Source organism: Mycobacterium sp. NGS69 (assembly GCF_059812165.1).
This window is the reverse complement of sequence record NZ_JCALCD010000003.1, coordinates 158,126-172,445: the sequence shown is the minus strand read 5'-3', so window position 1 is coordinate 172,445 and position 14,320 is coordinate 158,126. Positions and strand designations below refer to the sequence as shown.

Genomic DNA, 14,320 nt, shown 5'->3' with positions numbered 1-14,320 from the left:
CAGACGGTCATCGGCTCCGAATACTTGATGGGTGACAGGAGATGGACGAGATGAGGACGCCGCTACGAGGCATCGGCCCGCCCGGTGACAACGAGGTGTTTGGTTTGACCGTCGAAGACGACCACCGCTACGCGATGTGGGATGCCGCATACGTGTTGGGGTCGCTGTCGGCCTCCGACCGCCGCGAGTTCGAGGCGCACATGGCCGCCTGCCCGCCATGCCGCGAGGCCGTCGCCGATCTGAGTGGCGTGCCGGCCCTGCTCTCGCAGCTCGACCGCGATCAGGTCGCCGCGATGGACGAGTCCGGGCGCACCGTGACGGCGGCGCCGGAGATTTCGCCGGAGTTGTTGCCCTCGTTGCTGGCAACGGTGCGCTGGCGCCGGCGCCGCACCCGGGTGACGACGTGGGTGGCATCGTCCGCCGCGGCGGCGGTGCTGGGGATCGGCGTGCTGGTCGGGGTGCACGGGAACTCGGCGCCGGCGCAGCAGGTCGCCGCGTCCTCGCAGCCGATGGCGCAGATCGGCACCACCCTGTTGGCCTCCACGGTGCAGCTGTCCAGCCAGCACTGGGGGACGTCGATCAACCTGAAGTGTGTCTGCCTGGCTCCGCTGAACGCGCACCACGACACGCTGGCGATGGTCGTGGTGGGTCGCGACGGCAGCCAAACCCGGTTGGCGACGTGGGTGGCCGAGCCCGGTCACACCGCGACGCCCGCCGGCAGCATCTCGACGCCGGTCGACCAGATCGCCGCCGTGCAAGTGGTTTCCGCTGACAGCGGGCAGGTTCTGCTGCAGCGTTCGCTGTAAAACCCCGGTAAAAACAAGACGCGTGGTGAACTCAAGTTCACCGCGCGTCGTGTTACAGGCATGCCCAGGAAGCAGCGAGTGGTCGACCACATCGTCGAACGGCTCGCCTCGGCCGGCGTCGACCACATCTTCGGTGTCGACGGCGCCAACATCGAGGACCTCTACGACGCCGCGCACTTCCGGACCGACATCACCGCCGTGCTGGCGAAGCACGAATTCTCCGCCGCCGCCATGGCCGACGGGTACAGCCGCAGCGGCGCGGGGCTGGGCGTGGTCGCGGCGACGTCGGGCGGCGGTGCGCTGAATCTTGTTGCGGCCCTTGGTGAGTCGCTGGCAAGCCGGGTTCCGGTGCTGGCCCTCGTCGGTCAGACCCCCACCGCCATGGACGGCCGGGGCAGCTTTCAGGACACCAGCGGCGAGAACGGCTCGCTGAACGCGCAGGCGCTGTTTTCCGCGGTGTCGGTGTCGTGCGAGCGGGTGCTGCGCCCCGCCGACGCCGCGCCGGCCCTGTCCCGGGCGATCGCCGCCGCACGCACCGGCGGCCCCGCGGTGCTGTTGCTGCCCAAGGACATTCAGCAGGGCAGCGTGATTTGCGGGCACAACGGGCGGCCCACCGACGACCTGCGTCCCATCGGCAACCCGCATCCGATCGTCGCACCGCTGCGCGACGCGAACGGCCCGGTCACCATCATCGTCGGAGAGCAGGTCGCCCGCGACGACGCCCGCGCCGAGCTCGAGGCCCTGCGCGCGGTGTTGCGGGCGCGGGTGGCGACCGTGCCCGACGCCAAGGACGTCGCCGGCACACCGGGTCTCGGGTCGTCGTCAGCGCTCGGGGTGACCGGTGTGATGGGCCACCCCGGTGTGGTTGCAGCGGTGGCCGGCAGCGCCGTGTGCCTGGTGGTCGGCACGCGCCTGTCGGTCACCGCGCGCACCGGGCTCGACGACGCCTTGGCGGCGGTGCGGACGGTCTCGATCGGCTCGGCGCCGCCGTACGTTCCGTGCACGCATGTGCACACCGACGACCTGCGCGGCTCGCTGCGCATGCTGACCCAGGCGCTGTCCGGGCCGGGGCGGCCGGCCAAGGTGCGGGTGCCCGACGTGGTGCGGCGCACCGAATTGTCCCCGCCGCCGTGCGATGGGCCCGGCGTGCGCTATCGCGACGCGATGGCCGTGCTGGACGGCTGCCTGCCCGACGGCGCGGACATCGTCGTGGACGCCGGCAACACCGGCGCCGCGGCGATCCACTACCTGCCGGCCCGTCGCGACGGCAGGTTCGCGGTCGCGCTGGGCATGGGGGGCATGGGCTACAGCTTCGGCGCCGGCATCGGGATGGCCTTCGGGCGCGCGAACAGCGGGCGGCCGCCCGGGCGCACCGTGGTGATCGCCGGGGACGGCGCGTTTTTCATGCACGGCATGGAGGTGCACACCGCGGTGCACTACCGGCTGCCGGTGACGTTCGTGGTCTTCAACAACAACGCCCACGCCATGTGCGTGACCCGCGAGCAGCTCTTCTACGACGACCTCTACAGCTATAACCGGTTCCGGCCCAGCCGGCTGGGTGCCGGGCTGGCGGCGATGTTCCCTGGGCTGACGGCCGTCGACGTCGATGACCTCGATCACCTGGCCGCCTGGATGCGCGCGGTGCTCGCCACCGACGGGCCCTCCGTCGTCAGTGTCGAATGTGCAGCCGACGAGATGCCGCCATTCGGACCATTTCTCACTCAAATCGCAAAGGAGAACCGGATCGATGTCGCTGCCAGCGCTTGAGGACATCCCGACGCCGCTGGACGGTGTGACCCGAATCGAAACCAGCCCAAGGGAAAAGGCCACCCCCATCATCATGGACATGATGCGGTCGGTCTACCCGCACGACCAGGTTTTCGGGGAGTACTGCGCCGTCAACGATTACGTCGACTGCCCGCCAGACGAGCTGTACGAGTACATGTCCGACACCCGCAGCCTCGAGGAGTGGACCTACAGCCTGCGCGGTTTCACCCCGACGGACGAACCCGGCCTGTGGCTGGCCCACGACCGGCTGGGCTCGGAGACCGAGATCTACACGCGGACCGTCGCCAACCCGCAGGCCCGCACCGTCGACTACCACTGCGCGTGGGACCAGGGCAAGCACCTGTGGATGATCTACCTGATGCGCGTCGTCGACGCGCAGACGGTCCTCGACAAGCCGGGTTCCGTTGTGCTGTGGACGAATTGCCATCACCCGTTCTACGACGAAAACCCGTACCCGGAGACGGCGCCGCCGCAGCGCCCAGTGTGGGTCGGCGACTTCTGGGACATGTTCGGCGCCGGCCATCTGCTGGAGCTGAAGAACCTCAAGGCCATCGCCGAGTACCGCCACCGCAACGGCCTGCCGGTGACCCCCAAATGGATGAGATGAATTGACCATGAGCAAGCCGAGCGTGAGCCTGATCGACGTCTCCACCTATCTGCCCGGCGAGCCGATCGCCGCCGAGTACTACGCGCAATTCGCCGAATCCGACGACCTGCGCGACAATCTCATGTTCCGCGCCCCGAAGTTTCGCCACCACGTCGCGCCGGAGGAAAGCTCGATCGACATGATCGAGCAGGCGGTGGCCGGCCTGATCGAGCGGCACGGTCACGACGCCGTCGAGGGCGCCGACGTGCTGATCACCCACACGCAGGTGCCGGACATGGCGTTCTACGGACAGGGGGGCGGCATCGCGCACCGGTTGGGCATGCGACCGTCGTGGGTGCTCGACCTGAACAACGGCGGGTGCGCCGCGTTCGTGTTGGCGCTCAACGTGGCCCGCAAGCTGCTGGCATCGGGCGAGGGCCACACCGCGCTGATCGCCATCGCGCAAAACGCCGCGGGGCAGTTCTTCGATCAGCCGACGATCCGCCGCAAGGCGCAGTCGGCGGTGCCCGGCGACGGGGCGGCGGCCGCCCTGGTCACCGTCGGCGATCAATCCCCGATCCTCGATGTCGAGTGCCGCACCTACGGCGAATACGCCGGCGAGATGACGCTGTCCTTCGACCCGCCCCGCAAATGGTGGCAGGCGGGACCCGGCGAGGGCTCGATCGGCTTCACCGAAAGCAAGATCACCAAGGTGCTGGCCCGCGGCAACCGGCAGGTGCCCGAGGTGGCGCTGGCGGTTTGCGACCGAATCGGTCTGCCTGCCAAGGACATCGACCTGCTGGTGACCAACCAGCCCAACCGGGCTTTCCTGCGCAACTGGCGCGAGGCCCTCGAGCTGCCCCCCGAACGCCATCGCGACACCTTCGAGCAGTGCGGCAACCTGTTCGGCGCCGGGATCCCGGTCAACCTCGACCGTGCGATATCCGACGGTCAGGTAAAGGCGGGCGACGTGGTGATGATGGCGGCCTTCGCCCACGCCGGTGACTTCGCCGGGGCCGCGGCGGTGCGCTGGGGCGGGCGGGGCTGATGCAACCCGTCCGCAGCCCGTTCGCCGACGACATCGACGAGGCGTTTCCCACCGCGATCGACCCGCTTGCGTTGTCGCTCAACGAGAATCCGTTCCCGCCGTTGCCGGCGGTGCGCTCGGCGCTGATCCGCTCCATCTACGCGGTCAACCGCTATCCGGAGTTCCTGCCCGAACGGCTGCGCGGCCTCATCGCCGGCCATGTGGGCCTGCCCGCCGAGCAGGTGGTGCTGGGTGCCGGCGCGACGGGCGTGGCGCTGCAGGCGTTGCACGCGCTGACCGCCCCGGGTGACACCGTGGCGATGGCGTCGCCGACGTTCGACGGATACCCGATCATCGCCCGGATGTCGCGGCTCAACCCGCTGTTCGTTCCCCTCGACGCGGACGGCCACAACGACCTCGCCGGGCTGGCCGACGCCGCAGCGGAGGCCCGGGTCGTGGTGATCTGCCGCCCGCACAACCCGACCGGCACGCTGGAGAGCGCGGACGACGTGGTGCGGTTCCTGCGCCGGGTGCCGGGCGACACCGTCGTGCTGCTCGACGAGGCCTACATCGAGTTCGCCGCGCCCGAGCACCGCATCGACGTCGCGGCGCTGCTCGCGGGTTTCCCGAACGTCGTGGTGGTGCGGACGTTCTCCAAGGCCTACGGGCTGGCCGGGCTGCGCATCGGCTACGGGCTGGCGTCGCCGGAGCTGGCCGCCACCCTGTGGTCCCAGCAGTTGCCGTTCGGCATCGCGCTCACCAGCCTGCTCGCGGTCGCGGCGTCCTATGACGCCGAAGACCAACTGCTGCAACGGATCCAGTCGATCAACGCCGAACGCCGCTATCTGCGGATGCGGCTGAGCGCCCTGGACGTCTACACCACAGACGCCCACGCGAACTTCATGTACCTGCCGTCGAGGGGTCGGCCGTGGCATGAGGTGTTCGCGGACAGTGGGCTGCACGTGCGCCACTACCCGGACGGCGGCGCCCGGATCACCGTCGGCAACCGCGCGTCGACCCTGGCGGTGTTGTCGGCCATAGGAAAGGTCCCGATCCGGTCCCAGATGCGGTAAGAAAGGGCGTGGCCGCATCGAGCTCGAAACGCGATCCCATCGCCGCGGCACGGGCCAACTGGGAGCGTGCCGGGTGGGGCGACGTGTCGGAGGGCATGGTCGCCGTCACCTCCGTGATGCGCGCACACCAGATCCTGCTGGCCCGCGTGGAGACCGCGCTTCGCCCCTATGACTTGAGCTTTTCCCGCTACGAGCTGCTGCGGCTGCTGGCGTTCAGCCGCACCGGTGCGCTGCCGATCACCAAGGCGTCCGATCGGCTGCAGGTGCACGTGACCAGCGTGACCCACGCCATCCGCCGGCTGGAGGCCGACGGGCTGGTGCGGCGGGTGCCGCACCCCACCGACGGGCGCACGACGCTGGTGGCCATCACCGACCTCGGCCGCTCCACCGTCGAGGACGCCACCGTCACGCTCAACGAGCAGGTGTTCGCCGACATCGGAATGGACACCGCCGAGTCGGCGGCGCTGGTGTCGTCCATCGAAACGTTGCGCCGCAATGCGGGCGACTTCTGATGATTTGAGAGAAAGGCAGAGCAATGGACCCTCTAGTTGCTCACCAGCGCGCACAGGAAGCGTTCGCCGGCGTCCTCGCGAAGGTCAGCCCCGACCGGTACCGCGGCCCAACGCCGTGCCCGGAGTGGACGATTCGTGACCTGATCGAGCACGTCATCGGCGGCAACGAGCGCGTCGCGATTTGGGCGGGCAGCACCGACAAGCCGGCCGCCCGGCCCGACGACATCCGTGCGGCGCACCGGGCCGCCGCCGCGGCCGCGCAGGAGGTCTTCGCCCGACCGGACGGGATGTCCACGATGTTCAAGCTGCCGTTCGGGGAGGTCCCCGGACAAATATTCATCGGGATGCGCACCAGCGACGTGCTGACCCACGCATGGGATCTCGCGGCCGCCACCGGCCAGTCCACCGACCTGGATCCCGAGCTGGCGGCCGAGCAGCTCGCCGCCGTGCGCGCGTTCGTGGGCCCCCAGTTCCGCGGGCCCGACAAGCCCTTCGGTGCGGAACAGCCGTGCTCGGACGACCGCGCCCCGGCCGATCGGCTGGCTGCGTTCCTGGGACGAAAGGTGTAGTGACGCAGGACTTTTGGCTCAGCCGTTGCGCAGCATCTCGATCACGGCGCTGAAGTCCTTGTCCGCGTGGGAAGCGGCGAACTTGGCGTAGATCTCGGCGGCGTGGGTGCCCAGCGGCGCGGTCGAACCGGTCGAGGCGACCGCGTCCATCGCCAGGCCCAGGTCCTTGTTCATCAGCGCGGTCGCGAAGCCGGGCTTGAAGTCGTTGTTGGCCGGCGAGGTCGGGACCGGGCCGGGCACGGGGCAATTGGTGTGCACCGCCCAGCAATTGCCCGTTGCGCCGGTGATGACGTCGAACAGGGATTGCGCGGACAGCCCGAGCCTCTCGGCCAGCACGAACGCCTCGCCGACCGCGATCTGCTGCACCGCCAGCACCATGTTGTTGCACACCTTGGCGGCCTGGCCGGCACCGGCGGCGCCGCAGTGAATGACCTTGCCCGCCATGGGTTCCAGGACGATCCGGGCGCGCTGCACCGCAGCCTCGTCGCCGCCGACCATGAACGCCAGCGTCCCCGCGACCGCGCCCTTCACCCCGCCGGAGACCGGCGCGTCCAGCTGCGCGATGCCGTGCCCCTTGGCCAGCGCGTGCACCTCGCGCGCGTCGCTGACCGAGATGGTGGAGCTGTCGATGAACAGCGCGCCCGGCCGCGCGGCGGGCAGGATGTCGGCGTAGCAGCGCTTGACGATGTCGCCGTTGGGCAGCATGGTGATGACCACGTCGGCCCCGTCGACCGCGTCGGCGGCGCTGTCGAATCCCGTCGCGCCGGCCTCGACCGCCGCGGACAACGCCGCCGGCACTGGATCGAATCCGCGCACCGCATGCTTGGCCGCAACGAGATTCGTCGCCATGGGCAGGCCCATGTGGCCCAGGCCCAGGAAGGCCACCGTGAGGTGTTCGGTCATCTGAAGACCTTTCTATGCGGTTGCGCGGACGCGTGCGGCCTCGGCCCGGCCGATGACCACCCGCATGATCTCGTTGGTGCCTTCCAGGATTCGGTGCACCCGCAGGTCGCGGACGATCTTCTCCAGACCGTACTCGCGCAGGTAGCCGTAGCCGCCGTGCAGTTGCAGGGCCTTGTCGGCGACCTCGAAGCAGGTATCGGTGACGTAGCGCTTGGCCATCGCGCACAGCTCGACCTTGTCGGGGTCGTCGGCGTCCAGCGCATTGGCGGCCCGCCACAGCATCATTCGCGAGGTCTCCAGCCCGGTGGCCATGTCGGCCAGGGTGAACCGGATGGTCGGCTCGTCGAGCAGGGCGGAGCCGAACGCTCGGCGCTCGCGCACGTACGCGCCGGCCTTGTCGAAGGCGGACTGCGCGCCGCCCAGCGAGCAGGCCGCGATGTTGAGCCGCCCGCCGTTGAGGCCGTTCATGGCGATGCCGAACCCGGCGCCCTCGCCGTCGGCGCCGCCCAGCATCGCGTCGGCGGGCACCCGCACCCCGTCGAGGATCACCTGCGCGGTGGGCTGGGCGTGCCAGCCCATCTTCTCTTCGTGGGCGCCGAAACTCAGCCCGGGCGCGCCCTTTTCGACGATGAATGCGGAGATGCCGCGCGGGCCCTCACCCCCGGTGCGGGCCATCACCACGTAGACGTCCGAGGCGCCCGCGCCGGAGATGAACTGCTTGACGCCGTCGAGCACGTAGTCGCCACCCTGTTTGACGGCGCGGGTGGCAAGCGCGCTGGCGTCCGACCCGGCGCCGGGCTCGGTGAGGCAGTAGCTGGCGATGGCGTCCATCGGCGCCAGGCGCGGGATCCATTCCTTGCGTTGTTCGGCGGTGCCGAAGCTGTCGATCATCCACGCGCACATGTTGTGGATCGACAGGAACGCGGCGATGGTCGGGCAGGCGATGGCCAACTGCTCGAAGATGCGCACCCCGTCGAGCCGGCGCAAGCCGCTGCCGCCGACGTCGTCGCGGCAGTAGATCGCCGCCATGCCGAGTTCGGCGGCCTCGCGCAGCACGTCGGTCGGAAAGTGCTTGCTGGCATCCCATTCCAGGGTGTGCGGCGCGAGGCGCTTGGCGGCGAACGCGGCCGCCGTTTCGGTGATGACCCGCTCGTCATCGTTCATGGTGAACATGATGTGGCGTCTAATTCATTGTCGGGATGACGAATTCGGCGCCGTCCTTGATCCCGGACGGCCACCGCGACGTCACGGTCTTGGTCTTGGTGTAGAAGATGATCGACGAGGGGCCGTGCTGGTTGAGGTCGCCGAAGCCGGAGCGCTTCCAGCCGCCGAAGGTGTGGTAGGCCACCGGGACCGGGATCGGCACGTTGACGCCCACCATGCCCACCTGCACGCGCGAGACGAAGTCGCGGGCGGTGTCGCCGTCGCGGGTGAACACCGCCACACCGTTGCCGTACTCGTGCTCGGAGGGCAGCCGCAACGCCTCCTCGTAATCGTGCGCGCGCACGATGCACAGCACCGGGCCGAAGATCTCGTCGGTGTAGATCGACATGTCGGGGGTGACGTGGTCGAACAGCGTTGGGCCGATGAAGAATCCGCCCTCCAGGTTGGCGTCACCGAAGGTCAGGTCGTCGCTGGCCCGCTCGCGGCCGTCGATCACCAATTCGGCGCCGGCGTCCACGCCCTGGCCGATGTAGTCGCGCACCCGGGCCAGCGCCGCCTCGGTGACCAGCGGGCCGTAGTCGGCCTTGGGGTCCAGGCTGTGGCCCACCCGCAGGTTGTTGATCCGCTCGATCAGCCTGGCGCGCAAGCGATCCGCCGTCTGCTCGCCGACGGGCACGGCGACGCTGATCGCCATGCAGCGCTCGCCGGCGCTGCCGTACCCGGCGCCGATCAGCGCGTCGACGGCCTGGTCGAGGTCGGCGTCGGGCATCACGATCATGTGGTTCTTCGCGCCGCCGAAACACTGCGACCGCTTGCCGGTGGCCGCGGCCGTCGAATAGATGTACTGGGCGATGTCCGAGCTGCCGACGAAGCCGACGGCCTTGATGTCGGGGTGGTGCAGGATCGCGTCGACGGCCTCCTTGTCGCCGTGCACCACCTGGAAGACGCCCGCCGGCAGGCCGGCCTCTCCGAACAACTCGGCCAGGCGCACCGGGACCGACGGGTCGCGCTCACTGGGCTTGAGTACGAACGCGTTTCCGCACGCCAGCGCCGGCCCGGCCTTCCACAGCGGGATCATCGCCGGGAAGTTGAACGGCGTGATGCCGGCGACCACGCCGAGGGGCTGGCGCAGCGAGTAGACGTCGATGCCCGGACCCGCACCCTCGCTGTACTCGCCCTTGAGCAGGTGGGGGATCCCGAGGCAGAACTCGATGACCTCGATGCCGCGCTGGATGTCGCCCTTGGAGTCGGCCACCGTCTTGCCGTGCTCGAGCGACAGCAGCTCGGCGAGCTCGTCGCTGTTGGAGTTGACCAGTTCGACGAAGCGCATCAGCACCCGGGCGCGGCGCTGCGGATTCCATGCCGCCCAATCCTTTTGGGCCTCGACGGCCGAGGCCACCGCCGCGTCGACGTCGGCCTTGCCGGCCATCGGAAGCTTCGCCTGCACCTCGCCGGTGCTGGGGTTCAGGACGTCGGCGGTGCGGCTGGACTGGCCGGCGGTGCGCTTCCCATCGATGAAATGCGGGATCTGTGTGGTCATGGTGCCCTCGAGTTTGTCGTTACGCGCGGAATACTTGCATATCCTAGTAACTTGGCTCGGGCGTGGCAAGGCGCGTGCCGTCACACCGGGTAGTTCCCGGCCTCCAGGTCCTCGAGCAGGCTCGGATGGGTGGGCCGCCAGCCGAATCGCTCGCGGGTCAGTTGGCTCGTTGCCGGCTGGTCCAGGGCGAATACGGCGCCGAGGGGCCCGAAATGCTCGGCGGGGACCGACGCCGCGGGGAGATCGAGCCGGCGCCCGATGGCCTCGGCGAGCGCACGCATCGGATCGCCCTCGTCGCCCACGGCGTGCGCCACCGTCCCGGGCTCGGCCTGTTCGAGGACTAGGCGGAAGAGCCGGGCGGCGTCGAGGACGTGCACGGCCGGCCACCGGTTGGTGCCCTCGCCGACGTACCCGGACACCCCGGTCCCTCGGGCGGCCGCGACGAGCAGGGAGGCGAACCCGCAGGGGCCGCCCGCCCGGTGGACGGACCGGGGGAGGCGGACCACCGCCGACCGGACGTCGTTGCCGGCCAGCTCCAGGGTGGCCTGCGCGTTCCGCCCGCGCCCGCCGATGAGTCCATCGGTCGGCACCGAGTCGCGCTCAGTGGACGCGCGTCCGGGGACGGGGGGCGTGCCCGAGGCCATGACGAACGGCTTGCCGCTCCCCGCGAGCGCGACGCCGAACGTCTCGACCGCGGCCCCCTCCTGGGCGACCGCCCTCTCGAAGTCGTCGAAGTGCAGGAAGGCCAGGTGGACGACGCCGTCGGACTCCTTGGCGCCGACGCGCAGGCTCTCGGGGTCGTCGAGGTCGCCGCGCAGCACGTCGGCACCCATGGCGGCGGCCGACCGGGCCGACGCATCCGAGCGGGCCAGCGCCAGGACCTCGTGGCCCGCCCCGATCAGCTCAGGAACGACGGCCGAGCCGACCCCGCCGGTGGCACCCGTGACGAAAACGCGCATTAGGCACTCCTCAAGTGATGGGACCGATGTCTCATCACGCTACCACGGTGATGGGATAAAGGTCCCATCGCCTACGATGGCGGCATGCCCCGCTGGGAACCCGATGCGCGTGCGCGCCTGGTCGAGGCCGCGCTGCACCTGTTCTCCGAGCAGGGCTACGACCGAACCACCGTCGCCGAGATCGCCGATCGGGCCGGCCTGACGAAGAGCACCTTCTTCCGGTATTTCCCCGACAAGCGGGAGGTGCTGGCGGCCGGGCAGGAGGTGTTGACGCAACTGCTGACCGAGGGCATCGCCTCGGCGCCCGCCGACGCCACCCCGCTCACGGCGGTCGCCGCCGGGCTGGAGCGCGCGGCCGGGGCGATGACGCCACGCAATCGCGAGCTCGCCCCCCGGGTGAAGGCCGTCATCGCGTCCAGCGCCGAACTGCAGGAGCGCGACGCGCTCAAACAGGTCGGCCTCGCGGCGGCCATGGCGAACGCGCTGCGGGCCCGGGGCGTGCCGGACCGCGCGGCCGCCCTGGCCGCCGAGCTGGGCGGGCTCGCATTCAAAGAGGCGTTCGCCGAATGGATTACGGCAGACGGTGACCGCAGCCTGGGGGAACTCGCCCGCGCTGCCCTGGAGGACCTGCGCATCGCGGCGGCCGAAATCCGCTGAAGCGACCCCGGGCCGATTAGCCTTTAGTCCGTATGCGCACCATCGAGGCCGACTATCTGGTAGTCGGCGCGGGCGCCATGGGGATGGCGTTCATCGACACGCTGGTCACCGAAACCGAGGCACGCGTGGTGCTCGTGGATCGCCACCATCAGCCCGGCGGGCACTGGACCATGGCCTACCCGTTCGTGCGGCTGCATCAACCGTCGGCGTTCTACGGCGTCAACTCGCTGCCCCTGGGCAGCGACACGATCGACCAAGTCGGGTGGAACCAAGGGCTTTACGAGTTGGCGACCGCCGGTGAGGTGTGCGCCTACTACGACCACGTCATGCGCCAGCGGTTCCTGCCGACCGGGCGGGTCTCCTACTTCCCGATGAGCGAATACTCCGGTGCCGGCCGCTTTACCACACTGGCCGGGACCGACTACGCGGTCGAAGTGACGCGCCGCGTCGTCGACGCCACGTACATGCGGGTCGTGGTGCCCTCGATGCGCCCGCCGCCCTACCGGGTGGCGCCCGGCGTGGACTGCGTCGCGCCCAACGAGCTGCCCGGGCTCGCCGCCCGCCGCCGCTACGTCGTCGTCGGGGCCGGCAAGACCGGCATCGACGTGTGCCTGTGGCTGCTGGGCCAGGGCATCGCGCCGGAGCGGCTGACGTGGATCATGCCGCGGGACTCGTGGTTGCTGGATCGCGCGACGCTGCAGCCGGGACCGTTGTTCGCGGACGGGATCAAGGCCACCCTCACCGCGCAGCTGCAAGCGGTTCGGGACGCGGTGTCGGTCGACGACCTGTTCGTCCGCCTCGAGGAGGCCGGCGCGCTGCTGCGGATCGACCCGGCGGTGCGGCCGGCTATGTACCGCTGCGCCACCGTCACCCACGCCGAGCTGGCACAGCTGCGCCGCATCACCGACGTGGTGCGCTTGGGCCACCTGCTGCGCGCCGACGCCGGCGAGGCGGTCCTCGAGGGCGGTGCCGTGCGCGTGGAAGACTCGGCGCTCTACGTGGACTGCACCGCCGACGGCGCCGAGAAGCGGCCCGCCACACCGATTTTCGATGGCGCCGGCATCACGCTGCAGAGCGTCCGGGGGTGCCAGCAGGTGTTCAGCGCGGCGCTGGTCGCGCACGTCGAGGCCGCCTACCCGGACGACGCGGTGAAGAACGAGCTGTGCGACCCGTTGCCGCATCCCGACACCGACCTCGACTGGCTGCGCATCACGCGGGCCTACTACCGCAACCAGCTGCGCTGGCTCGACGACCCGGATTTGACCGCCTGGCTCTCCGCGGCACGCCTGGACGTGTTCGGCCGGCTGGTGGGTGACTCGCTGGCGCCGGCGTCGGCGAAGCCGCGGGTTCGGGAGCGGCTGCTGAGCATGGCCAAGTCGGCCCTGTCGGCCACCGCCGCGAAACTGGACGAGCTGATGGCCTCGGAAGCTGACGCGTGTAACCCGGTCCGATATTGAATCGGTGAAGGAGGACCGTGGCGGCGCAAAACGAATCCAATAAACCGCTAGTCCCGCGACCGCTGCGCGCGGTGCCCGACAGCGGCTATGAGAGCTATCCCGACTGGGAAGCGGTATACCAGGACAACGCGTCCTGGGTGTACCGCACGCTGTTCGCGCGGGTGGGCAACCGCGCCGACGCCGAGGACCTCACCGCCGAGGTCTTTCTGGCGGCGCTGCGGCCGCTGCGCCTGACCGCGAGCGTCGGCGAGGTGCGCGCCTACCTGCGGGCCACGGCGCGAACCGTGCTGGCCGCGCATTGGCGCGAGACCATGGGCCGGGAGATAACCTCCATCGACGACATTGAACAACCACCCGAGAGCGAGGAAGCGATCAGCACAGCGCCCCAGCGCGTCGCCCGGGTTCTCGACAATCTGCCGGACCGGTACCGCCAGATCCTGGAAATTCGCTTCCTGCAAGGAAATTCGATCAAGGAGTCCGCCGCCGAACTTGGGATCAGCGTAGCCAATGCCAAGGTGCTGCAGCACCGCGCCCTGCGGCTGGCGGCACAGGTGAACGAGGGAGGGCCACGATGAACGCGCGAGGATTGCGGCGGTATGTCGATGACCTGCTGCGGGGTCGCCGGCCAAAGCCGTTCGCGCCCGACGACTTCGAGGCGGCGCAGATCCGCACGGCGATCGAGCTGCGGGCGGCGGGGCAGGCGGACGCCGAACCGCGCCAGGAGTTCCTCACCGACCTGCACCGGCGGCTGGCGGAACAGATGGACGGTGCGCCGGCGCCGTCGGCGCCCAAACAGAGCACAACGCGCCGCCAGGTCATCGTGGGCACGTCGGCCGCCGCGGCCGCCGCGGCCGCCGCCGTTTCCATCGATCGCGCGCTGATCGGCGGCCCCACCCCGGGCCCCGCCGTCGCGGGCGAGCTGACGCCGAACGACGGCAGCTGGCAGCGCGTCGCGTCGAGCTCGGAGGTGCCCGACGGCGTCATGCACCCGTTCGACCTCGGCTCGGTCAGTGGGTTCGTCCACCGCGTCGACGGCAAGCCCCAGGCCATCTCCGGCGTCTGCACCCACCAGGGCTGCCGGCTCTGGTTCGACGCCCAGGACGACGCGCTGCACTGCCCGTGCCACACGACGTCGTTCTCGCCCAGCGGGCAGGTGCGCACCCACCAGTTGCCGATCGCTCCAAAGCCGTTGCCCGCGCTGATGGTTCGTGAGGTCGACGGCGCCATCGAGGTGTTCGCCCCGCCGCGTCGGGACGTGTAACCCGCCGCCATATCTCTT

15 protein-coding genes are annotated in these 14,320 nt (G+C 70.0%); 11 read left to right on the top strand and 4 right to left on the bottom strand.

Going from position 1 to position 14,320, the window contains the following annotated elements; all coding sequences use genetic code 11:
* Positions 1–50 precede the first annotated feature (50 nt).
* From AC5Y2S_RS10040 to AC5Y2S_RS10010, 7 genes are read left to right on the top strand one after another with little or no spacing between them, the layout of a single operon-like run.
* On the top strand, positions 51–806 hold the full coding sequence (locus AC5Y2S_RS10040) for an anti-sigma factor family protein (RefSeq protein ID WP_499956510.1): 756 nt from the start codon (positions 51–53) through the stop codon (positions 804–806).
* Positions 807–866: 60 nt separating this feature from the next.
* On the top strand, positions 867–2,573 hold the full coding sequence (locus AC5Y2S_RS10035; RefSeq protein WP_499955962.1) for a thiamine pyrophosphate-binding protein: 1,707 nt from the start codon (positions 867–869) through the stop codon (positions 2,571–2,573).
* Positions 2,554–3,201, top strand: a complete 648-nt coding sequence (locus AC5Y2S_RS10030; RefSeq protein WP_499955960.1) for an SRPBCC family protein — start codon at positions 2,554–2,556, stop codon at positions 3,199–3,201. Before AC5Y2S_RS10035 ends, AC5Y2S_RS10030 begins: the two co-directional genes overlap by 20 nt.
* 7 nt (positions 3,202–3,208) lie before the next feature.
* A complete protein-coding gene (locus AC5Y2S_RS10025; RefSeq protein ID WP_499955958.1) occupies positions 3,209–4,228 on the top strand; it encodes a 3-oxoacyl-ACP synthase III family protein in 1,020 nt (339 codons plus the stop codon).
* Entirely contained in the window at positions 4,228–5,280 is a 1,053-nt protein-coding gene (locus AC5Y2S_RS10020) for a pyridoxal phosphate-dependent aminotransferase (protein ID WP_499955956.1), read from the top strand. The genes AC5Y2S_RS10025 and AC5Y2S_RS10020 overlap by 1 nt, the downstream gene beginning before the upstream one ends.
* 8 nt (positions 5,281–5,288) lie before the next feature.
* Entirely contained in the window at positions 5,289–5,792 is a 504-nt protein-coding gene (locus AC5Y2S_RS10015) for a MarR family winged helix-turn-helix transcriptional regulator (protein ID WP_499955954.1), read from the top strand.
* A 23-nt stretch (positions 5,793–5,815) separates the two neighbouring features.
* Positions 5,816–6,361, top strand: coding sequence for a TIGR03086 family metal-binding protein (locus AC5Y2S_RS10010; RefSeq protein WP_499955952.1), 546 nt, complete (start codon positions 5,816–5,818; stop codon positions 6,359–6,361).
* An 18-nt stretch (positions 6,362–6,379) separates the two neighbouring features.
* Here the strand turns inward: AC5Y2S_RS10010 and mmsB are convergent, their stop codons facing one another.
* From mmsB to AC5Y2S_RS09990, 4 genes are all read right to left on the bottom strand, one after another.
* On the bottom strand, positions 6,380–7,264 hold the full coding sequence (mmsB, locus tag AC5Y2S_RS10005) for a 3-hydroxyisobutyrate dehydrogenase (RefSeq protein WP_499955950.1): 885 nt from the start codon (positions 7,262–7,264) through the stop codon (positions 6,380–6,382).
* A 12-nt stretch (positions 7,265–7,276) separates the two neighbouring features.
* Positions 7,277–8,437 (bottom strand): isobutyryl-CoA dehydrogenase, encoded by a 1,161-nt coding sequence (locus tag AC5Y2S_RS10000; RefSeq protein WP_499955948.1) that lies wholly within the window; start codon positions 8,435–8,437, stop codon positions 7,277–7,279.
* 10 nt (positions 8,438–8,447) lie between these two features.
* Complete coding sequence (locus AC5Y2S_RS09995; protein ID WP_499955946.1) at positions 8,448–9,968, bottom strand: CoA-acylating methylmalonate-semialdehyde dehydrogenase; 1,521 nt, start codon at positions 9,966–9,968, stop codon at positions 8,448–8,450.
* Between the two features lie 80 nt (positions 9,969–10,048).
* Positions 10,049–10,927 (bottom strand): SDR family oxidoreductase, encoded by an 879-nt coding sequence (locus tag AC5Y2S_RS09990; RefSeq protein WP_499955944.1) that lies wholly within the window; start codon positions 10,925–10,927, stop codon positions 10,049–10,051.
* Positions 10,928–11,011: 84 nt separating this feature from the next.
* On the opposite strand from AC5Y2S_RS09990, the gene AC5Y2S_RS09985 reads away from it, so the two are divergent.
* From AC5Y2S_RS09985 to AC5Y2S_RS09970, 4 genes are read left to right on the top strand one after another with little or no spacing between them, the layout of a single operon-like run.
* The gene (locus AC5Y2S_RS09985) at positions 11,012–11,584 is read left to right on the top strand and encodes a TetR/AcrR family transcriptional regulator (protein ID WP_499955942.1); all 573 of its coding nucleotides are present in this window, start codon (positions 11,012–11,014) and stop codon (positions 11,582–11,584) included.
* A gap of 32 nt (positions 11,585–11,616) precedes the next feature.
* Positions 11,617–13,041 (top strand): NAD(P)-binding protein, encoded by a 1,425-nt coding sequence (locus tag AC5Y2S_RS09980; RefSeq protein WP_499955940.1) that lies wholly within the window; start codon positions 11,617–11,619, stop codon positions 13,039–13,041.
* Between the two features lie 17 nt (positions 13,042–13,058).
* Positions 13,059–13,616: an RNA polymerase sigma factor gene (locus AC5Y2S_RS09975; protein ID WP_499901655.1), complete on the top strand. Its 558-nt coding sequence runs from the start codon at positions 13,059–13,061 to the stop codon at positions 13,614–13,616.
* A complete protein-coding gene (locus tag AC5Y2S_RS09970; protein ID WP_499955938.1) occupies positions 13,613–14,302 on the top strand; it encodes a Rieske (2Fe-2S) protein in 690 nt (229 codons plus the stop codon). The genes AC5Y2S_RS09975 and AC5Y2S_RS09970 overlap by 4 nt, the downstream gene beginning before the upstream one ends.
* The last annotated feature ends 18 nt before the right edge of the window (positions 14,303–14,320 follow it).